Origin of the sequence: Vibrio sp. Y51_MX_L26 (assembly GCF_024181935.1) — a bacterium.
Lineage (GTDB): Bacteria > Pseudomonadota > Gammaproteobacteria > Enterobacterales > Vibrionaceae > Vibrio > Vibrio diabolicus.
Map to the genome: position 1 here is coordinate 460,879 of NZ_JAMZAS010000002.1, position 21,022 is coordinate 481,900.

The 21,022-nt window shown below is 43.7% G+C and carries 20 protein-coding genes and 2 tRNA genes; 14 read left to right on the forward strand and 8 right to left on the reverse strand.

All coding sequences use genetic code 11. The features are described from left to right. Positions 1 to 67: 67 nt before the first annotated feature. Together NL645_RS08205 and NL645_RS08210 are read right to left on the reverse strand one after the other, a co-directional pair. Positions 68 to 1,678 carry a peptide ABC transporter substrate-binding protein gene (locus NL645_RS08205; RefSeq protein ID WP_253651544.1) on the reverse strand — a complete coding sequence of 537 codons (1,611 nt, stop codon included), beginning with the start codon at positions 1,676 to 1,678 and terminating at the stop codon, positions 68 to 70. A 260-nt stretch (positions 1,679 to 1,938) separates the two neighbouring features. Beyond that, a complete protein-coding gene (locus NL645_RS08210; protein WP_253651545.1) occupies positions 1,939 to 3,045 on the reverse strand; it encodes a M20/M25/M40 family metallo-hydrolase in 1,107 nt (368 codons plus the stop codon). Positions 3,046 to 3,583: 538 nt separating this feature from the next. Between NL645_RS08210 and hppD the strand changes: the two genes are divergently transcribed. From hppD to NL645_RS08250, 8 genes are all read left to right on the forward strand, one after another. Continuing rightward, positions 3,584 to 4,657 carry a 4-hydroxyphenylpyruvate dioxygenase gene (gene hppD / locus NL645_RS08215; protein WP_005377835.1) on the forward strand — a complete coding sequence of 358 codons (1,074 nt, stop codon included), beginning with the start codon at positions 3,584 to 3,586 and terminating at the stop codon, positions 4,655 to 4,657. Continuing rightward, positions 4,650 to 5,780, forward strand: a complete 1,131-nt coding sequence (locus NL645_RS08220; protein WP_005388948.1) for a homogentisate 1,2-dioxygenase — start codon at positions 4,650 to 4,652, stop codon at positions 5,778 to 5,780. Before hppD ends, NL645_RS08220 begins: the two co-directional genes overlap by 8 nt. A 9-nt stretch (positions 5,781 to 5,789) precedes the next feature. Continuing rightward, positions 5,790 to 6,827, forward strand: coding sequence for a fumarylacetoacetate hydrolase family protein (locus tag NL645_RS08225; protein WP_065646799.1), 1,038 nt, complete (start codon positions 5,790 to 5,792; stop codon positions 6,825 to 6,827). Positions 6,828 to 6,848: 21 nt separating this feature from the next. Continuing rightward, positions 6,849 to 7,517, forward strand: coding sequence for a maleylacetoacetate isomerase (gene maiA, locus NL645_RS08230; RefSeq protein WP_182018882.1), 669 nt, complete (start codon positions 6,849 to 6,851; stop codon positions 7,515 to 7,517). A gap of 195 nt (positions 7,518 to 7,712) precedes the next feature. Next, complete coding sequence (locus NL645_RS08235) at positions 7,713 to 8,372, forward strand: DUF2726 domain-containing protein (RefSeq protein WP_046874874.1); 660 nt, start codon at positions 7,713 to 7,715, stop codon at positions 8,370 to 8,372. A gap of 120 nt (positions 8,373 to 8,492) precedes the next feature. After that, positions 8,493 to 8,831 carry a hypothetical protein gene (locus NL645_RS08240; protein WP_046874875.1) on the forward strand — a complete coding sequence of 113 codons (339 nt, stop codon included), beginning with the start codon at positions 8,493 to 8,495 and terminating at the stop codon, positions 8,829 to 8,831. A 179-nt stretch (positions 8,832 to 9,010) separates the two neighbouring features. After that, positions 9,011 to 9,087: transfer RNA gene (locus NL645_RS08245), tRNA-Val, on the forward strand. Between the two features lie 32 nt (positions 9,088 to 9,119). Next, a tRNA-Val gene (locus tag NL645_RS08250) sits at positions 9,120 to 9,196 on the forward strand. Between the two features lie 138 nt (positions 9,197 to 9,334). Here NL645_RS08250 and NL645_RS08255 read toward each other — a convergent pair. Together NL645_RS08255 and NL645_RS08260 are read right to left on the reverse strand one after the other, a co-directional pair. Next, entirely contained in the window at positions 9,335 to 9,631 is a 297-nt protein-coding gene (locus tag NL645_RS08255) for a YkgJ family cysteine cluster protein (RefSeq protein WP_074191235.1), read from the reverse strand. 223 nt (positions 9,632 to 9,854) lie between these two features. Continuing rightward, complete coding sequence (locus tag NL645_RS08260) at positions 9,855 to 10,301, reverse strand: DUF3291 domain-containing protein (protein WP_005393454.1); 447 nt, start codon at positions 10,299 to 10,301, stop codon at positions 9,855 to 9,857. A gap of 388 nt (positions 10,302 to 10,689) precedes the next feature. On the opposite strand from NL645_RS08260, the gene NL645_RS08265 reads away from it, so the two are divergent. Further along, positions 10,690 to 12,186 carry an EAL domain-containing protein gene (locus NL645_RS08265; RefSeq protein ID WP_253651546.1) on the forward strand — a complete coding sequence of 499 codons (1,497 nt, stop codon included), beginning with the start codon at positions 10,690 to 10,692 and terminating at the stop codon, positions 12,184 to 12,186. Positions 12,187 to 12,359: 173 nt separating this feature from the next. Here NL645_RS08265 and NL645_RS08270 read toward each other — a convergent pair whose 3' ends face one another. After that, positions 12,360 to 13,247 (reverse strand): DMT family transporter, encoded by an 888-nt coding sequence (locus NL645_RS08270; protein WP_170891379.1) that lies wholly within the window; start codon positions 13,245 to 13,247, stop codon positions 12,360 to 12,362. A 110-nt stretch (positions 13,248 to 13,357) separates the two neighbouring features. Here NL645_RS08270 and NL645_RS08275 point away from each other — a divergent pair, with 110 nt between their 5' ends. The 5 genes from NL645_RS08275 (at position 13,358) to NL645_RS08295 (ending at position 16,073) form a co-directional block, all read left to right on the forward strand. Next, positions 13,358 to 13,840, forward strand: coding sequence for a MarR family winged helix-turn-helix transcriptional regulator (locus tag NL645_RS08275; RefSeq protein WP_005393451.1), 483 nt, complete (start codon positions 13,358 to 13,360; stop codon positions 13,838 to 13,840). 24 nt (positions 13,841 to 13,864) lie between these two features. Next, the gene (locus NL645_RS08280; protein WP_005393450.1) at positions 13,865 to 14,218 is read left to right on the forward strand and encodes an MmcQ/YjbR family DNA-binding protein; all 354 of its coding nucleotides are present in this window, start codon (positions 13,865 to 13,867) and stop codon (positions 14,216 to 14,218) included. Between the two features lie 77 nt (positions 14,219 to 14,295). Next, positions 14,296 to 14,730, forward strand: a complete 435-nt coding sequence (locus NL645_RS08285) for a DUF962 domain-containing protein (protein ID WP_012841889.1) — start codon at positions 14,296 to 14,298, stop codon at positions 14,728 to 14,730. A 208-nt stretch (positions 14,731 to 14,938) separates the two neighbouring features. After that, entirely contained in the window at positions 14,939 to 15,250 is a 312-nt protein-coding gene (locus tag NL645_RS08290; protein WP_046874879.1) for a hypothetical protein, read from the forward strand. A gap of 208 nt (positions 15,251 to 15,458) precedes the next feature. Continuing rightward, positions 15,459 to 16,073 carry a sugar O-acetyltransferase gene (locus NL645_RS08295; protein ID WP_253651547.1) on the forward strand — a complete coding sequence of 205 codons (615 nt, stop codon included), beginning with the start codon at positions 15,459 to 15,461 and terminating at the stop codon, positions 16,071 to 16,073. Between the two features lie 44 nt (positions 16,074 to 16,117). Here the strand turns inward: NL645_RS08295 and NL645_RS08300 are convergent, their stop codons facing one another. Genes NL645_RS08300 through NL645_RS08310 form a run of 3 tightly spaced genes read right to left on the reverse strand, consistent with a single transcriptional unit; the run spans position 16,118 to position 20,876 of the window. Continuing rightward, positions 16,118 to 17,209, reverse strand: coding sequence for an outer membrane protein (locus NL645_RS08300; RefSeq protein WP_253651548.1), 1,092 nt, complete (start codon positions 17,207 to 17,209; stop codon positions 16,118 to 16,120). Position 17,210: 1 nt separating this feature from the next. Next, positions 17,211 to 17,687 carry a hypothetical protein gene (locus tag NL645_RS08305; protein ID WP_005393443.1) on the reverse strand — a complete coding sequence of 159 codons (477 nt, stop codon included), beginning with the start codon at positions 17,685 to 17,687 and terminating at the stop codon, positions 17,211 to 17,213. A 9-nt stretch (positions 17,688 to 17,696) separates the two neighbouring features. Further along, complete coding sequence (locus tag NL645_RS08310; RefSeq protein WP_253651549.1) at positions 17,697 to 20,876, reverse strand: response regulator; 3,180 nt, start codon at positions 20,874 to 20,876, stop codon at positions 17,697 to 17,699. Positions 20,877 to 21,022: the final 146 nt, after the last annotated feature.

Sequence of the window (21,022 nt, forward strand, 5' to 3'; positions counted from 1 at the left end):
TCCACCGAGAGATATGAGGAACGACAAGTAAACATTGAACTTGCCGACTCAGACCGAAAACATGCTTTTAGTGGGCTTTCACATAGACATTCTTTCGGTAATACGAAGACTCAGGGTTTGTCAGTTCGTAGCCGCCCACATAAGGCTTGATGAGGTATTGATCGTTACCCGGACGATAAATAGGAATAATGGCCATGTCTTCAATCAGCATGCTTTCTGCTTGTAGATACAGTTCTGATGGATTGCTCATGGTCTTTGAGCGAGCCATTAACTCGTCGTATTGCGGGTTGTTATAACGAGAATCGTTGTACTCGCCACTAGAAACGAAGATATCCAACCATGTAGAGGCTTCATTGTAGTCGGCCGTCCAGCCGCCGCGAGTAATGTCGGTTGGCTCTTTAAGTGCGTAGAACACTTTCGGTTCTAGCTGTTTTATCGTGACTTGCGCACCCAATCGGCTTTTCCACATGCCTGCCATGGTTGTTGCCATTTTTACGTCCATCGAGAAAGTTGGCACGGTAAACGTTAACTTAAGCGGATTGCTTTTATCGTATCCAGCTTCTGACAGTAATTGCTGCGCTTTTTCGATACGTTTATGACGGTTCCAAGTTGCGAACTCAGGAGTGTGAGATTGAAAACCATCTGTTTGAGGTGGCACAAGGGTATACATTGGAACCCCACCGTTTCTCAAGATAGCACTCGTTAACAGTTGACGGTCAATGGCATATGAGAGGGCTTTACGGACCCGCACGTCTTTTGTTGGCCCTTGTTGAGTGTTGAGGTAATAGAATGTGGAGCCAAGAGACGCACTGGTACTTGCCACTTCTTGCGGGCGTTGTTGAATTAACTTTTTCTTCTGAGCGGCAGGAATGGAAACCGCTTGGTCTATCTCACCAGCTAGGTAGCGGTTTAGCACTACGTTTGCATCACCAATTGGTAGCCAGGTGACTTTTTCCAGCACTACATTGCTTGCGTCCCAGTAATGTGGGTTTTTAACCATCACCATTTTTTCGTTAACTTTCCATTCAGAGACAGTAAACGCACCATTTGTAACGATATGCTCAGGCTGGGTCCAGCGGTTGCCATGTTTTTCTACGGTCGCTTTATGAACGGGTGCAAGCACGGGATGACTTAATAGTTTCGTAAAGAAGGGAATAGGCGCTTCGAGTGTTACCTGGAACGTTTTTTCATCCAGCGCCTTCACGCCCAAGGACTCAGGATCGGATTCGCCCTTCATAATGGCTTGCGAGTTTTCGATATTTGGAATGGCGGCAAACCAAGCGTACGGTGAAGCAGTGCTTGGATTCAGTAAGCGTTGCCAGCTGTAGACAAAATCTTGTGCAGTGACCGTTTCGCCATTTGACCATTTTGCATCACGTAAGTGGAAGGTATAAACCGTATTGTTGTCATTGACTGACCAAGACTCAGCAACACCAGGAATGGTTTTACCTTGCTTATCTTGAATGACCAGACCTTCAAACAGGTCTCGACCGAGATTAAAAGCGGGCTCTGCGGCTTGCTTGGCTGGGTCAATAGAAGTAACTTCAGCCCCATTGTTTAGCGTAATTTCTTGTGTCTCATCGAGGGTCACACCTGCGGGATACGGCGCGGCATAGCTTGATGTTGCCAGTATTGGACTCATCATCGACGCTAACAAAAGCAACTTAGGTAATTTCATCCTTGTCTCACTCTTTTCATCCTGAAAGATGCTAGAAATGTATATTGTATAAATTGTCCACACAATCGAGTTTTAACAATGTTGTAACAGGGTGCCAAATGTTGGGCTATTTGGTCTCAAAAAGTGAGCTGGGGGATTGATATGGAGCCAGCACTAAGTCCGCATTACGGGGTAGGCTTTGTTTCGCGCAAATAAAAAATCCCCTTCAAGCGCGCGCTAAAAGGGGAGGGTAGTTCGTCTGTTCTTCAAAAGGTACGACGTTAACTGACTAGGAAATGTTTTACGAACTCAGTGATTTTGACCATATCACTTACCGCGATAAACTCTTCTGTCGTGTGTACTTTTGCCATGCCAGTTGAAAGATTGACCGTTGTGAGACCTTTCTTGTTAAAGTTGTTAGCATCGCTACCGCCGCCAGTGCCTTTTGTGAAAGCCTCAATTCCCAACTCTGCAAACGCCGCTTTTATAGCGCTAACGTGTGGGTGGTTTTCTTCAATAACAAATGCATCGTAGGCTCGGCTAGATTCAATGTCGACTTCTGCACCGTGTTTTTCACAGACAGACTCTAATGTTGAGATCATATGATTGACCTGAGCATCTAGTTTATTGCCATTCAGGGAGCGTGCTTCTGCCACGATTTTTAATTCAGGCATGACAATGTTTGTGGCCTGACCGCCATTCACTACACCGATGTTGGCTGTCGTTTCTTCGTCGATGCGAAGCAGCTTCATTTGGTTGATGGCATTTGCCGCCACCATGATCGCACTGATGCCTTCTTCTGGCGCAAGCCCTGCATGTGCTGGTCGACCTTTGATTGTTGCCACGATTTTTTGCTGGCCTGGGGCTGCGGTCACAATAGTGCCAATAGGACCACCCGTATCTAACACGATTGCTTCCGTTGAAGTGACGTGTGACATATCGAAGTATTGTGAACCGAATAAACCGCCTTCTTCATACACGGTGAAAGCAAGCTCTAACGTTTTGTGCTCAAGGTTTTCCGCTTGAATACAACGAACGGCTTCCATGATGGCAGCAATACCAGATTTATCATCGCCACCAAGAATCGTATTGCCTTTTGAACGGATAACGCCGTCTTCGATGATTGGCTCAATGCCAATACCTGGAGTGACCGTATCCATATGACAGCTCATTAGGATAGAGCCGTCTTTTTTGCCGTCTAAACGGGCGTACACGTTAAAACCGTTAGAAATGTGCTCAGGTACTGGAAGTTTGCGTACGGTAAAGCCTAGCTCGCCTAGCTGTTCTGCCAGTGTTTCTGCAATTTGTTTTTCGTTTTTTGATTCGCTGTCGATACGTACTAGTTGGCAAAAGTGTTCAACTAAGCGTTCTTGATTGATGTGTGTCATTAGATGTCTCTTTTTCTGATCGAGCGTGAAGCCTTGTGGCTCGGCTCGATAGGGAACAGAGCACCACTTATGGCACAGTTACTTTTGAATAAAACTGAGGTGAATCAATAAAGGAGTATCCATGACACGATTCTGACCGATGAGCCTTTCGAACTGTATGAAGCGTCACGAAACATTACTTTTGATGTTTTGCAGGATCAAATGAATAAATCGGATAGAGATAGGGTGCAATAGACTTTCCATCCCCTTTTACTTTTTGAGCTACGTTGCCAAGATAAAATGCCAAAGTAACAACTTTTTTACATTTTATGTGTTGGCGTAAAGCCGAAAATATCAATCTAATATATTGAAAATAAGCCGTTTGTTTGATGTTTACGAAAGTGGGTTCGATGCGCCTCCTGTGTGTAACATATATTTTACAATTATGCGTAAAAATCGCCAAGGTAAAGATTTCTCCCCACGTATTCCAATTTCTCAAGACCTGCGCCAAGTTAGAAAAATAAGTCCAAACAAAAGCTACTGAGACAAGGAGAAAGTCATGGTTGATGCATATAACCCACTAGGAACAGACGGATTTGAGTTTGTTGAATATACCGCTGCTGACAACAAAGGCATTCAACAGCTTAAAGATCTGTTTATATCGTTAGGTTTTGCGGAAATCGCAAAGCATCGCTCAAAAGAAGCGTGGTTATATCGACAAGGTGACATTAGCTTTATTGTGAATGCGCAGCCGCATAGCCAAGCTGAGGGATTCGCCAAAGTTCACGGTCCGTCGGTTTGTGGCATGGCATTTCGTGTAAAAGACGCTACCGTTGCTCTGGCGCATGCGTTAGAGAATGGCGGTAAAGAATATAAAACGGAAATTGGGCCGATGGAGCTAAGCATTCCTGCTATTTATGGCATCGGTGAAAGCTTGCTTTATTTTGTCGATCGTTATGGAAAGCAGAGCATTTATGATGTCGATTTTCGTTTTTATGATGATGCTGATGAGCGTTTATCAAAAGCGAATGTTGGTCTTTACGAAATCGACCACTTAACGCACAACGTTAAGCAAGGCAACATGGATGTCTGGTCTGGTTTCTATGAGCGCATTGGTAACTTCCGCGAAATTCGTTATTTCGATATCGAAGGTAAGCTGACTGGTCTTGTCAGCCGTGCGATGACCGCACCTTGCGGCAAAATTCGAATTCCTATCAATGAGTCGTCAGATGATAAATCACAGATTGAAGAGTTTATCCGTGAATACAATGGCGAAGGCATTCAACATATCGCATTGACCACAGACGATATCTACGAAACGGTCAAAACATTGCGTGAGCGAGGCATGGACTTTATGCCAACGCCAGATACTTATTACGAGAAAGTCGATCAGCGTGTTGAAGGCCATGGTGAAGATGTAAGCAAGCTTCGTGATTTGCAGATTCTTATTGATGGTGCGCCAACGAAAGATGGCATCTTGCTACAAATCTTTACTCAAACCGTTATCGGCCCTGTGTTCTTCGAAATCATCCAACGTAAAGGCAATGAAGGCTTTGGCGAGGGTAACTTCAAAGCGTTGTTTGAATCGATAGAAGAAGACCAAATTCGCCGAGGAGTATTGAGCGATGCATAAATGGATCACATTCCCTCACCGGGAGGGAGTGTGCTCTAAACAAGCGCATGCTGATTTCCCGGAAGAGGCAATTTATGAACGTGAGGCAGGTCGAAGTGGTTTTTTTGGCCCCGCAACACATTTTCATCATCAACATGCCCCAACGGGATGGTCTGAGTGGGAGGGCGAGCTACGTCCACGAGCGTTCGATTTTAATCTAGTCGAGAAAGCCAGCCATATTACCCCTTGGGCAGTCCCGCATCTATTACACAATGCGAATTGTAAAGTTCGTGTCTGGCGTATGGATGAAAAAATGGACTTCTTGGTAAGAAACGCGGATGGCGACGAACTGCTATTCATCCACCAAGGTACGGCAGATCTGTATTGTGACTATGGTCATTTGAAAGTGAGCGAAGGGGATTATGTCATGATCCCACGCTCAACGAGCTGGCGTTTAGAACCAAGCGAGCCGATGTTCATTCTGATGATCGAAAACACCGATGCGGCCTATACATTGCCTGAAAAAGGCATGGTTGGAAACCACGCGGTGTTTGATCCGGCGGTTTTGGAAACGCCGTCGATCAACGATCAGTTCCGTGCTCAATATTCTGAGAATCAAACACAGGTTCAGGTGAAACGCCACGATAAAGTCAGTGTTATCACTTACCCATTCAACCCGTTGGATGCGATTGGCTGGCATGGTGATCTGGCGGTAGTAAAAGTGAACTGGCGTGATATTCGTCCACTTATGTCACATCGTTACCACTTACCGCCTTCTGCACATACTACATTTGTAGGAGCAGGATTTGTGGTGTGCACCTTTGTTCCTCGTCCGATTGAAAGTGATCCCGGAGCGCTCAAAGTACCGTTCTACCACAACAATGACGACTATGACGAAGTCTTGTTCTACCATGCAGGTGACTTCTTTAGTCGTGACAACATTGAAGCAGGCATGGTGACATTCCATCCAGCAGGATTTACGCATGGTCCTCACCCGAAAGCATTCAAAGCAGGGCGAGAGCACAAGAAGACTTTTACCGACGAAGTTGCGGTCATGATCGATACGCGTCACGCACTTCAGTTTTCGGATGAGCTGGAAAAAGTAGAAAACAAAGAATACGTCTATAGCTGGCAAGAGAAGTAAGAGGCAAGGATGAAATTAGCAACCAAGAAAAATGGCACTCGTGACGGTTTGTTGATGGTCGTGAGCAAAGACTTAACGCGCTGCGTACCTGCGACAGAAATTTTCCACCCCATGAACTTAGCACCGACGATGCAGGTGGCACTTGATAACTGGGATACGCTAGCACCGCAACTGGAAGAGCTATACGTTGCACTGAACAATGGCACGGTTGCAGGGTATGAAGAGTTTGAAGCGCACTACTGTGAGTCGCCGCTTCCTCGCGCTTATCAGTGGGCTGATGGCAGTGCTTACGTAAACCACGTTGAGTTGGTTCGAAAAGCTCGCGGCGCTGAAATGCCAGAGAGTTTTTGGACGGATCCGCTGATGTACCAAGGAGGCTCTGATGCCTTTATTGGTCCTTGTGACAACATCGAGTTTGCCAGCGATGAATGGGGTATTGATTTCGAAGGCGAAGTTGCTGTGGTAACTGGTGACGTACCAATGGGCGCAAGTGTTGCAGAGGCTCAGGAGTCGATTCGTTTGATCATGCTGGTGAATGATGTGTCGCTGCGTGGCCTAATTCCCGCAGAATTAGCTAAAGGGTTTGGTTTTTTCCAATCTAAACCTTCTTCTGCGTTTTCTCCTGTGGCAGTAACACCTGACGAACTAGGCGATGCGTGGTACGAAAACAAAGTGCATTTACCACTGGTCTCGACATACAACCACAAGCCGTTTGGTCGCCCAAATGCGGGTATCGATATGACGTTTGATTTTGCAGACTTAATTGTTCATGCGACTAAAACGCGCCCGCTATCTGCTGGGGCGATTATAGGTTCTGGCACGGTATCTAATAAGCAAGGCACCGAACATGGCACTTCGATTGAGGAGGGTGGCGTTGGCTATTCATGTATCGCGGAAGTTCGCATGATTGAAACCATTCGTGATGGTAAACCGTCGACTAACTTCATGTCGTTTGGCGACTCAATCAAACTGGAAATGTTCGATGCGGATGGCAACAACATCTTTGGCTCGATTGACCAACAAGTTAGCCAATATCTCAAGCATTAAGAGCGCCAGTTGGGAGACGATATGAGCGATAGCATGGTTTTGTACGGGTATTGGCGGTCTTCAGCGGCGTATCGTGTGCGTATTTGTTTGAATCTTAAAGAGTTATCGTATGATTCAAAATCGGTACACTTGGTGCGCAATGGTGGTGAACAACACAGTGACGAGTACCATGAGTTAAACGCTTCTGAACTGGTTCCTGTGCTGGTGGATGGGGAGGTTCAGTTAACCCAGTCACTGGCCATCATTCAATACTTAGAAGAACACTATCCGGATGTCACTGTGATCCCTGAGCAAACACCACTTCGATATCAAGCACTGGCTTTGGCTCAGGATATTGCAATGGAGATTCATCCTCTGAATAACTTAAGAGTTCTACAGTATTTAGAGGGGGAGTTAGCTTGCGAGCCAGAGCGCAAAGTCGCTTGGATTCATCACTGGATCCACAAAGGTTTTGCAGCATTAGAAGAGAAACTTCAGAAGCATCGTAAACTAAATGGTGATTGTAAGTTTAGCCTGACAAGCTCGCCATCTATTGTCGATATTTGTCTGGTACCACAATTTTATAACGCACAACGCTTTGGTGTAGATACTTCTCTTTATCCAACCATTAACGCGGTTGTGCAGTCATGCAATCAAATGCCTGCTTTTATTGATGCGATGCCAGAGAATCAGCCAGACGCTAATAGTTGATTCTTAGCATCATAATGTATTAACAAAAATTTAAACGAGCCAATCCAAGTGTGTGATTGGCTCGTTTTTATTGGGGAGTCAAATTTTCTGTATCACGCTATCGTAGTGGCTCCTCAAAATTGCGAGGTTTTGTTGCTCTGCATAGCATTTCCATTTACGCTTTGAGCAACGAGTTGTTTTGGATGCACTTTATTTATGACCAACATTTTTATCATTGTTGTTCTTCTGGTTTTATTCTTCTTTGTTATTCAAAAGTACGTGATTAAGCACGACGACACGCGTGATTATCCTTATCGCTCGAAAGGTCCTCTGCTCAGAGGTCAAGAGGGTGCGTTCTATAATGCGTTAAGAGCGGCGGTAGGGGAGCATGCCGTAGTATTCGCGAAAGTAAACATGTCCAGTTTGGTTACGCCAAAAGAAATCAAAAATAAGAAGCAGTTTTTTGTCGCGAACAATCGCATATCTCGAAGTTATTTTGATTACGTTATTTGTGATCCTAGGACGCTAGAGCCGCGTGTGATCGTTGAATTGGATAACGGGCAAGAGTTAAGCAAGGGCAAGGTAGAAAGACAAAAGTTACTGATCCATGTTTGTAAGACGGCAAACCTACCTTTAATCGGCGCTTCGATAAAGCACAGTTATCAAGTTGGGCGATTACGTCGTTTGCTTGCAGCACACATTGATTTGATTGAGCCCGATAAAGAAGTGCGCTTTTGTAAAAAATGTGGCAGTCCGATGATCATTAAAACCGCAAGCCAAGGTGAATTCAAAGGTCGACGCTTCTTTACTTGCAGCCGCCAACCAAATTGTACTTACACCGAGAATTACAATGTGGTGTTTGAGTCGGACGACTAAAGACGACAGTTGAACAGCAAAACTGATGAGGCTTTGATTCGATATGATCAAAGCCTTTTTTGTATCAGTCCTCAAGGCAAGACCTATACTTTGAAAAAGAGTGCAGAATAGGGCAGCCATATGCGATACGGATGGATTTTGTCAGCGTTGTTCATCGCATCTAATGTTAGTGCGATACCTAATTTGAAACCACTGGAGTGTGAGTTAACGGAGACACCCCAAGATCATTTCTTGTTTTACCGAGAGCAAATGGTTTACCACAGTGAGCAGTTTGTCATATTTCAAAACTTCAAAGGCAGGGTGAGCACTCAAGTGGACGTCAAAACAGGAGAGTTGATCCGTACAACCTATATCGGCGAACCATTTAAACCTAAATATCAGATTTTGTTTGGTACTTGCCCTAATGTATCGCAAACCTTACAGATTTGGATGCTCAGTGAAGTGCCTTACGACAATTAAGTGAGATAATAAAAGTTATATAGATCACACTTTTAAACCCTGCAGGCTCAGTCCTTGTCGATAAAATCATCTGAAAACGCGTGTTGAGTTTACATTTTCGCCAAACGGTTCAAAGTTGGTAAATTTGTGCTTGCACCGTCGTTCGCTTATAGCTAATATCCTCGTCGTTCCAGAGAAATGCGTCCGTAGCTCAGCTGGTTAGAGTATCGCCTTGACATGGCGGGGGTCGGTGGTTCGAGTCCACTCGGACGCACCATTCTGAATTGAATGGTTAGGAACACAAAATTTGGGTCCGTAGCTCAGTTGGTTAGAGTACTACCTTGACATGGTAGGGGTCGGCGATTCGAGTTCGCCCGGACCCACCAAATTTTAGAGAAAGCCCACCAAACGGTGGGCTTTTTTGTATCCATAATTTGTTGATACTCAGATTTAAACACCTTATTTTTCCTTTGCACACCCTCTACAAATACTCCGCATTGCCATCAGTGTAAATTTGAGTGGTTTTACAAGAATTTAACTCGCTCATCTAAACATTCATTGGAGCCCATTTCGAATTCGCGGCAAATCCAAGGCCTATTTTCGTAAATCGTACACATTAATGTGTCTCTGTCTAAAGCTGCACACCAACCATCATTTAGCCGCATCATTGTTTCGCCTCCATACTGGTCACGCGCAATAAACTCTTCAGGTACGCCAGTATCAGAAATAATCATAACCTCGAGACGGCAACAACAAGCCTTACAGTTAGAGCAAGATACATCAGAGGGCAGGGGAGAGGGAGTCTTAGTTGGTATAATCATGAATAACTACAATTTGGTCAATTGTGCATGGTACCGTAAATTTAGCACGAATGAACTTTATTTCTGAAATAGAACACCCTATTAACGATAAACCAAGTGAACGCATTTTATGCGTTCACTTGCCCGCCTTTCCGAGTAAGTCGGTAGAACTGACAGTGATTCACACCAATTAACCTTATAGTCAGTGTAAATTTGAACGCCGATTCTTTGGCATACGTGTACTTTACACAAGATCTGCTTCTGTAAAGTTTGTTTTAAATGTGAAAGCAAATGGCGTATCTCCGTTTTCGCGCAAATGCTGAAGGCGTAACAAGGCTTCTTGTGGTGTTGGTATATAACCGTCTTCTACCCACCACAGAACATAGCTATCCTCCGCTAGACGATGAAACCATTCGCTTTTTCGGCGCATAAAATCTCTATGACCGGTACGAAACATAAAGTTTTTAAGTGAGTCAGTACTTTCCCAAATAGACATGTTTACAATCATGTTCGGGTCATCAAATAATTTAATGCTTGTTGCATCACCGGAGTCGTCTTTTAGACGCCAGATAAAGCCTTCACTTTCTTCAGCTATACCATTAATTAAGTCCAAATTATCTACGAAATCTTTAATTTCTGGTGCATCCAAAGGATATTTAGCAAGCGCAATATTTAATTGAGCTAATTTCATTTCATAACCCTCCCTGGTCGATAAGCCTGTAATGCTGGTAAAAAGCTCTAAGTAGCTTTTCCTATTTTATCATGCAGTGTGTTGCTAGTGCCTTCAAAGGTCAATTAGAAAGTTAGTGACTGTGGTGAGTCATTGGATGGCAAAAAGTCGTCCTATACATTGGTTATGTTGAGCATAAGCCCCTCTTTTCTCGCGATTATCGTCGGTAAGTCTCACTCAAGAGAGTTGCTATCTTGGATATGCAGCAGTACTCTCATTTTTCTGTGGCAAGCCTTGCGCTTCTATACTTCTTATTGAGATTCGATCCTCACTTTTTGGTGTGTAAACGTGAGATAGTGTTCATGTCACTCTTTAATTTAAGTTGTTTGGCTGAACGTTAGGAGGAACTTTGATTACAAAGATAACAAGAAATGCCATTTTGCTTGGCCTAGTTCCCATTGCAGTTTTTGTTGTGACTTTTAATTCAATAGCCAATTTTTACATCAGCTATATCAAAGAGACTAAAATAGACACCTATGTCGATTATTTACACCAACGATCCATGTATTTGGATGAGGCGATTGTAAAGCAGGTTTCGCAGTTAGATTTCACGTGCAGTAATAGTGATGTTAGAACATTACGCGACCCACGTTTTTATAATCGTTACATCCGTTTTATTGCGATGGAAACGAATGACGGTAAAACATGCTCCACGATTGGTCGCGAAGTATCTCATTTATCCAATGCGCAACGATTTCAGCTTGGCGAAAACTTTTTTGCATCACTTATTTTACCGGAACACCAAGATCAAGTTGAGTGGATGGTCATTTATGAAAATGAACATGTCGAAGTTGTCTGGGTTCTCGATAATAGTTGGGTTAAAGAAGTGATCAAAACGCCTTGTGAAGACTGTTTGTTCGTCGAGTTTATATATGATGAGCCTGTATTTGGAGATTTAACAATAAGTCGAGGAAAACCAGCCATTGCAGCAGAAGAAGCGGCAGTTTCAAAGGAGTTATTCTTCTCGGCTGATTCTCAAGCTAATATGCTCATCAAAATACACAGTGGCGAGAAACTGAAGAGCTATGCTCAGGAAAGAGTCTTTCTATGGGGAGGCCTAGTCAGTGTGCTTATGGGGCTGGCTTTTGCGTTTGTATATGTGTCCAGTAAGAGCTTGAGAAAGTCTATCAAAGGCTTGATCCAGAATGGGATTAATAATGCGGAATTTGTCCCTTACTACCAAGCGATTGTCGATAGCCGTGATGGTGCGACAGTGGGGTATGAAGCACTGATTCGGTGGTCTCGCCGTGATGGTATGGTGCCGCCAAACATGTTCATCGGCGCTGCAGAAGAAAGTGGTCTGATTGTCCCAATGACGAATCAGCTTATTCGTAAAATCATACAAGATCTTAGTGTGTTACCTGAGCATGTGTGGGTCAGCATCAATATTGTTTCTTCCCATTTAGAGTCAGGTGAACTCACTAAGTTACTGTCAGAACTGAATTGGCCATGTCCGAAGAGAGTGCATTTTGAGTTGACCGAGCGAATTCCTGTAAAAGATATAGAGGCAGCGAAAAAAGAGATTTTGTATCTGACGAATAAAGGCTACAAGTTCAAAATTGACGATTTTGGGACTGGGTATGGCGGCTTTTCTTATTTGCAAGATCTGGGTATCCGATGCTTGAAAGTGGATAAGATGTTCATCGACCCAATAGGCTCTGATGACCAAAAATTGAAAGTGTTGGATTCTATTGTCTCGGCAGCAAAGAAAGCGGAATGTGAGATGATTGCAGAAGGTGTAGAGAGCGAGGCTCAAGTCGCGTATTTGGCTCAGCATTCTATTTACCTTATTCAAGGGTATGTCTACGCTAAACCAGAGCCTATTAACAACCTTGCGATGACTTAAAGCAAGGCACAATGGGTCGTATTCATTATTAAAGGTGTCTTTCGGCACCTTTTTTATTACTGAACCTTTTTGGGTTCACTGTTCGATAAAACACCTGTTGAAGTCTTAGAATTCAAACGGAGTTTACAGAGAATATGAACGCCCGATTTTAGCATCGGGCGTTAGGATTTTACTTAGGAAGAAAGGGCGGCTTTTTTGGTTTTTAATGAAGCGATCAATTGAGGGAGCAATGACATAACAATCATCCCTAGCATCAAGCTGTATTGGAGAGGGGTGAAAGTCTCACCTAATAGCAGCAAACCTGACACAATGCCCGCAACGGGGTTGGCAATACCACCAAAAGTAAAGTCAACGACCGACATACGCTGCAATAGCCAAACATACATGCCGTAGCCTAATGCAGTGTTCAGAATGATCACCCACAGCAGCCCAAGGGTGTTCGTCATTGATAAGTTTTGAATGGCTGTAACGTATGGCTCTGGATTGTTTATTGCCAGCATGCTTGTTGCGACAGACATAATCACACCACCCAAAATGAGCTGCCATGTTAATACTGTCCACCAATGCATTTTCGTTCCTAGTGACTTCGTTACGCTACTGCCTACCACAATACACATGATGGCGGAGATCATCGCCAGCAAGCCCATAGGGTTGAGCGAAATAGAGCTAGGATCAAATAAGAACCAAGCCAAAGCAATCAAAGTCGCTCCGCTTATTGCCTGTATTGCGCTTGGCTGGCGCTTATAGACTGCCCAGCCAAATAGCATCGCAAAAACGGGCACTGATACCATACCGACACCTGAGATCGCAGAAGGAAGCGTCAACGCCATGACAAAAATGAGACCAAAGAAGCAAGCGATGTTGATAGTTCCTAAAACAAGCAGCACTTTCCATTCACTCTTTTTCGGGAAAGATGGCTTTATTGCGAGCAACAAAAGACCCGCAGGCAATGCTCTTAGCGCACCAAGTAAAACGGGAGGCCAGTCCGGAAGCGTAAACTGAGTAACAGCATAAGTTGTCCCCCAAAAAAAAGCCGGGATCATTGCAAGCAAAATATTCATGTTAAATATCTTTACGTTGAGATAATTAATTGTAAAGATATCGGTAAGGTTACTTTTTGTAAAGTATCTTTATGTTAAAATAAAAATTAAATGACGTTTGGAGAGAAACCATGGACGCAATTGATAGAGTGGTAGAGCAGTGGGCTAAGGAGAAGCCAGAGCTCGACACTGAACCGATGGCAATTATGGGTCGGCTAATGCGAATTGCTAAGCACATGGAGTGTCGGGTCGCTGACCTACATAAGAAGTACGATCTTAAGATGGGTGAATTTGATGTGTTGGCGACACTTCGCCGAGCAGGTTCACCATATTGCCTTACTCCCTCAGCGCTAATTGATTCGATGATGCTCACTTCGGGCGCGATGACGAACCGATTAGATAAACTCGAGAAGAAAGGCTTTATTACCAGAACACACAGTAAAGAAGATAGACGCAGTGTCACCGTTGAGTTAACTGAAAAGGGCTTAACCTTAATTGACAAGTTGATCTTAGAGCATGTGGACGTTCAGCAATCGCTGCTACATGGTTTAGAAGGCAATGAGAAAGCGCAGGTTAACCAGGCGTTAAGACTACTATTGCCTTTGTTTGAGTAAAAGATACAGGAAGGGTGGGACGGAATGAGAAGCAAAGAGTTAGAAGGTTATTTAAGTACCTTTATGTGTGCGGAGAGTGATTTCCCATTTGGGCCAGAAGCGCTTGTATACAAAATCAAAGGTAAAATGTTTGCGATTATTGCAGAGAGAAACGGTCGGGAGTATGTCAGCGTAAAAGTAAAACCAGAAGATGGAGAAGTCTTAACATCGCAGTTTACGGACATCACTCCTGGTTATCACCTAAATAAGCGTCACTGGATAACGGTTTATTTTAATGGTGATGTGGAAGATGGATTGATTCAGGATTTATGTGAACGCTCTTATACTCTCGTCGTTGCCAAACTACCAAAAGTGCAACGAGCATTGCTTGGTCAGTAATAGCTATTACAGAAAAATTCGCACCTTTTCCATCCTCAAGCTATATAAGAATAAGTAGGCGGAAAAGTAGGAATGATATGCGAGCATTATCTGAATGGCTAAAAGAATATGGGGAGAGCCATCAAAACCCCATCAACCAAAAGATTCACACAATCGCAGTTCCGGGTATTTACCTATCTGTGGTCGGTCTAATTTGGTCAATTCCTCAAATCTCCATCTTGGGTTTCGAGTTTAACTGGGTCTGGATTGCTGTCATACCGGTATGGGTTTTCTATTTTCGTTTGTCTCTTAGCGTCTTTATGATGATGTTAGGGTATACATTAGCGTGCATCGGCCTGATATGGTCTTTGGAGGTATTGGCGCTGCCCGTACTGCATATTTCGATGCTCCTATTCGGTGTCCTGTGGATCTTGCAGTTCATTGGTCACAAAATAGAAGGGAAGAAACCGTCTTTTTTCGAAGATTTGCAGTTTCTTCTTATTGGTCCAATTTGGGTGTTCCGAAAACATTAACTCACTCCGTAATTAACAAGCTGATATCTCTCTGTATTGCACGATCATGCTAGCGTCCATAAGGTCGTAAAATGCGCAGCATGATGTGCCGCTTTCTCATTGCCATGACAAGCATTCGCTTCTGATTCACACTATCATTAGAGTGCAGCTAAAGCCGTTACTTTGCCTGAATGTTTGTGGCTAGTGACATTGTCACTTGGGGGGATGAATGTACGACCGACAACATAAATATGCCTATTGGCGAGAAGAGCGTAAAAAAGGCAAATGGCATTACATCATGAAGTCTTTTTTTATGATTTGTTGCGCACTATTGCTTGGTAAAGTCATTGGTTTATTCATTTTTGGTGAGCTGCACTCCCTGAGTGATATTTTGGAGCAGCTGCCCGCGGATCTTTTTATCATGATGCTAGTGGGCTTCCCGGTTAGTGTTATCGGCTGGTATCACGAGGAGTCGAAGTTTTTCCGAGCGTTACGACGTAAAGAAAAGCGCTTGAAAATGAAACGAGATAAACAAAGCTAACTCTGCATCGAGCTTTGTGTTATTTACTCGTCTGATTCACATATTTCTTTCAAGTTATTCGGTATTTTGCGTTAGGCCTTGCAAGCATGTCATTAAACTTATTGCAAAAAACGACATCATGCATTCTGTTAGCCAATCTTGACAGGAACTCGTATCGCGAGGTGTTCCAGCAGCCTGAAGCTACTGGGCAGATAGAACGGAGGATTTTATGGATAGTGAATCAATGCTTCATAGTCAGCAAATATATTTTTGTAATGATGAAGCGTTAGTCGAGCAGCAAACACAGTGTTTAGAAGTTCTTTACGATTACAACCAAACTCGGCCTTCTGAATCTGAAAAGCGTACAGAAATATTACGACGTTTGCTCGGCGCTGTTGGTGACAACTGCTATTTTGAGCCGCCGCTTCGGGCGAATTGGGGGAGGCATACATACGTTGGTGATAACGTGTATGCAAACTTTAACTTAACCCTAGTCGATGATACGTATATCTACATTGGCAATAGTGTCATGATTGGGCCCAATGTGACACTAGCAACGGCAGGCCATCCGGTTGAACCGGAGCTCAGAAGAGAAGTTGCGCAATTCAATATCCCTATTCATATTGGTGCTAATGTATGGATCGGCGCTAACTCAGTGGTATTGCCTGGCGTCAAGATTGGAGAAAACAGCGTAATTGGTGCTGGTAGCGTGGTAACGAAAGATATACCAAGTAATGTTGTTGCGGTAGGGAACCCGTGTCGTGTATTGCGAGAGATAGGCGAACATGACAAAGAATTCTATTACAAAGAGCGTCAAATCACGCACAACATGTATCAACGATAACAAAGGTAAATTCCCACGGTTTATACGGTATCAGTATAGAAAAGTTAAAAAACGAAATTTAATATCAGGGTGTAAAGATTGGCGCTGTTATCTTCTGGTATTGATGAAAACGCGCCAGTATCGTTATTGTGGGCGTTAAACTTTTGCCATTCAGCATTCAGTGACACGTTATAATCTAGGTCGTATCTCATCCCAAACAGATAGCTGTCCCCATTCTTTGTATCACTGCTATTAAACTGCTGGCCGTAAACTATGTAGGGGGTCAATTTATTCACGTTGTAACTCGTTGTTGTGTACCAAGAGGAGGAAATGTTGCTGGTTTGTCCTTCCGCCATTATCACAACGTTATCAAGCTCATACCTTACTCCTAGAGAAAACTGGTCAATCGTGTTGCCTTTTTCTTTTAGAACCAAACGGTCAATTAACATGGCTCCTCCTTCAGGTGTGGATTGCTTGGTATTGGAGAGAACCGTAGTTTGGTCATAATCGCCATGTAGATAAGAAAAGTTCAAACGGTAGGCATTTCCGCTGAGTGTTAAGTTTATTCCGGCTGTGTTGTCTGATTCGATCTTCAGTTCAGTATCTTCGTTGAGGGTGACATCACTGCTGTCTTTAAACCCTATAAACGGCATTGCAGTAAGCATGATTTGCTCATTGAGGTCGTGATTCCAGCGAATGGATAAACCATTGTAAGCGGTGATGCCTAATATGCTGTCATACACTTCATTTGGTGGTCGAGCTTGGGTAAAAGCGTGACCGACATAATTATACTCAGACATCAAAAACAGCGGCAGCCTCAATCGTCCCCCACGTATCTCTACATTTTTATAGGTATAAGCTAAATATGCCCACTCTAATTGGGGCGAGCTCCAATGATCTTGCGGACGCTTGACTATCTGTGCGGATGCTCGAAATGCCTTGTAAAAGTAATCAAGTTGCAGGCCGAAGGTTGTGTCACAATCGTAGCAGGCTTCATCATGAATAAGGCGGTTGACGAGAACCGTTGTGGAGTTATCCGACTTAGACCAAGATGTCGAACCAAAACCACTCAAAGACAGGTGATCTGATAACTCAATGGTGGCTAAGCTCGGAAAGGCGACAACACTCAGTGATAACATGGTCAAATATTTTTTCATATTAATCCTCCGAGCTCACCACACACAAAATACGAGCATTTCCAGGCACGCTCGAAGCAGGGGCATAACCAATCCGATTGGGCTTTTCTTGCATCCACGTGATCAGCGCATCAATGCTAGAGTTTGCAATCACTTTGGGTGGTCTCGCTTTGCCTGAAAAAGACAAGCTCGCCCAGTGCGCGTTCATTTGCGCCAAGTTTTTATTGAGAAGGTAGCGATAGAACTCCGCTCTCTCCGCTGATGTCGCTGGCCAGTCAGATAGCTCAATTCTCTGCCCTTGTAAGAGTTGCGTTTTTCCTCTGTACAACTTTCGCGCTTTATTGATGGTTAGGGGCGAGAACTCACTATTAAACGAGAAAACGGCGTAGCTCTCTGCAGCAAGTACTTGACTATCTATGGGTAGAAGGAAAACAACAATGAATAGGTAGCGTTTTATGCAGCGCAAAAGAAAACAGAGGAGAGAAATGTCGCCGCTCATCATCGCTACCTATATCGCATTTTCAATCTGGTACAACAGCTTTTCTCTACGAACAGGCTTGGGTACATAAGCGTCCATGCCTGAATCGAAGCAGCGTTGAATGTCATCATCCACAACACTTGCCGTTAGCGTGATGATGGGAGTCTTAGGAAGACCTTTACTTGCTTCATAGGCGCGTATTTGTCGCGAGGCTTCGAACCCATCCATGATCGGCATCATGCAGTCCATCAAAATGATGTCGAATCCACCATCTTTTTGGAACATTTCGACCGCAACCTGTCCGTTTTCGGCCACTTCAAATTGATAACCAGCTTTGGATAAAAGCAGCGAAGCGACTTTTTGATTTACTCGGTTATCTTCGACGAGCAAAATCCGTTCTGAGCGAATAGGCGTCACGGTCGCTTCTGATTGTTCAGCATGCGAGGTTTTTTCAGGAGTGTGAGTGGTGTTTGTTGCCAGTCGCTTTTCATCAGAAACAATATTGGAAATGCGTAGTCCAATGGCTTTATCTAATTTCTCTTTCAACAAACCCGCTTTAAAAGGTTTGGGCACATAATCATCCATTCCAACATCAAAACACTTTTGAATGTCATCATCGACTACACTTGCTGTTAGCGCGATAATTGGGATTCTGATCGTCCGTTTTTCTTTTGCTTCAATTTGACGGATCATTTTGGTTGCTTCAAACCCATCCATCACAGGCATCATGCAATCCATTAAGATTAAGCTGTATTGATTCTGTTGAAACATATCTACGGCTTCTTCTCCGTTTACGGCGATATCAAAGTCGAAGCCCGCTTTTGTGACGTGTAATCCAGCGATTTTTTGATTGACGGTGTTGTCGTCGACCACCAAGATTTTTGGGAAAGTCTTAGCATTGGTTGTTGTCGTGTTCTCTTTGTTTACTTGAGGGAAGTTTGCAGCACAAGTTTCAAGTGCTTTTACTAAGCGCTGTCCTAAGAGGGGTTGAGTGACCAATGCACTAATGCTGTTACCAAAATCACGCTGGGCACTATGAAGGTGTTTAATAAGACAAACTCGAACATTTTGCATGCAAAGTCTTTTCATTTCACCTAGATGTTTGGCTGCGGTATTTGGAGAAGTTTCTACGTTGATAACAATGATGCGCTCGTTATCAATCCACGTTGGCAGAGCATCCAGTGTATTTACTGATTGCTGAACATTGATGTGGAAAAAGCTCAACTCGTCACGCAGCTTTTGCTCCAAAGTAGGGTTGTTGCAAACTATCCATATATCGTTGTGATTAAGGGAGTGATAGCCATTGAACTCTTGAGTCACAATTGGAGCCGTAAGTTCGAAGAAAAATCGGCTACCTTTGCCTTTCTCGGATTCAAGCTGAATCTCACCGCCCATCAACTCTACCAGCTGCGTGCTAATTGCAAGCCCGAGCCCTGTCCCTCCAAACTGTCGGGTGGTGGAGTTATCTTCTTGGGCGAAAGGAGCAAATATCTTCTTTTGTTGCTGCTCATCAATACCGATCCCTGAGTCTTTGACTGAAAACTCGATACTCGCTTCACCATTTTTGATTTCTCTAGTGATGACAGAGAGTTCAACGCAGCCTTGTTCGGTGAACTTTACGGCATTGGACATGAAGTTCATGATAATTTGGCGTATACGGTGATCATCCAACATAACGTGATAGGGCGTATTGCGGCTGATGCTGACTTGAACATCGATGCCTTTTTCTTTCGCTTTCGGGGAAATAATAGAAGCAATATCGTAGATGGATTCACGAACACAGGTTGAATGAGGGCTGATAAGCAACATACCAGATTCAATTTTAGAGAAGTCCAGAACGTCATTTATTAAGCTCAACAGTAATTGCGAGGAGGTTTCTATCGTGTCAACATAATCACGCTGTGTCGCCGTTAGCGGCGTGTCTGACAAAACTTCTGAAATGCCAATAACGCCGTTTAAAGGGGTTCGAATCTCATGAGACATATTCGCCAGAAAGCTACTTTTGGCTTTGCTTGCCTCGATGGCATCATCTTTCGCCTTTTCAGCATCTTCTTTGGCTTGGGTTAACTTTTGTCTTGACTGCTCACGTTCATAACTCAGTTTTTTTACCTCTTTAGCAAACTTACTGAGCTCATCTTTCCCTTTGGTCAACTCTGTCAGTGGTGAGTTTTCATTGTTGTCCTCTTCGTAAGTGTCTCGACTTAGGAATTCGAGGACTAAATTCAAGTTGCCAGTGACCTTACGCACTAACCTCAGTGTCAAACTCACAACCAGCAATGTCACGAGGCTCATTAGCGCAATGAAGCCAATGCGGTGCTGTGTTGTTTCACTGATCGTCTTGGTTATATCCTCAATAAGTTGTCGTTCCATCTGGTCATCAACGTTACGTAATAAACTTAAGCGTTTATAAAGCGCAGACAACCCGTCATCTATTTGAGCAGGGGTCAACACGCTAAGGTTTGATGGCTGCAACAAATTGGCTCGAAATGCTTGGCTTTTAACAAACACATTATCGGTAAAGGTTTCGATGAGAAGATGGACTTGCTGCTTATTCGCATTAAGTGTGACAAAACGTTCGAACAGCAGTTGTTGGTTCTGGATTAATGATTGAATACTGGCTTGGATAGCTGGATCGTAAATCTGCCCCTGTTCTGTGGATTCCACTAAGTATTTGCTGAGTCTATGCTCTTCTGTTGACCAAAACATTAACCACTCAAGCTGCATCAATGAGGAGAGGTGAGTGTTGGTTTCATAACTTACATGGCTGAAGTAGACTCTATCCAAACTCAAAAGAATCTCTTTGAATGTGTCGGCACGCCACTCAGCAGCATCTAACTTATCTTCTGCATTATTGGACGAGAGCATTGACAGTGTTGCTTCTTCGAAATTCGTGAGCTGATTTAATATATCGGCATTGTCACCAAAAACAGGCGAAGCCGTATCTTGTAAAGTTTGAACGAGCTGGCGGGTTTCTTGAGCGTTATTCGCGACTCTTGGCTCGCTCGTCAAATAATACAGTGAGGAAACACGATCTATATATTGGGAGAAGAGTTGTGCTTTTTGAAGTTCTTGAGCTTGGATAGAGAGGTTTTGTACATGTTTGCCCGCCAGAAGCAATAACAATAAGATTGGTAGTAGGACCAATCCAAAAAGTTTCTGCTTCACAGACAGGTTGTTCCAAGCAAATATCCCGACCACACGCGTTTCCATATCCAAAGAGTTGATATGAAAAGTGTAGTTTACCTATCTCAAATGTTAGATTTTAAGAGGAAATTCATACTGGCGAGATGGCGAAGTGTGACCAATATTGCAGAACGAATCCCCTTTAATTCAATGGACGCGATAAATTATTTCAG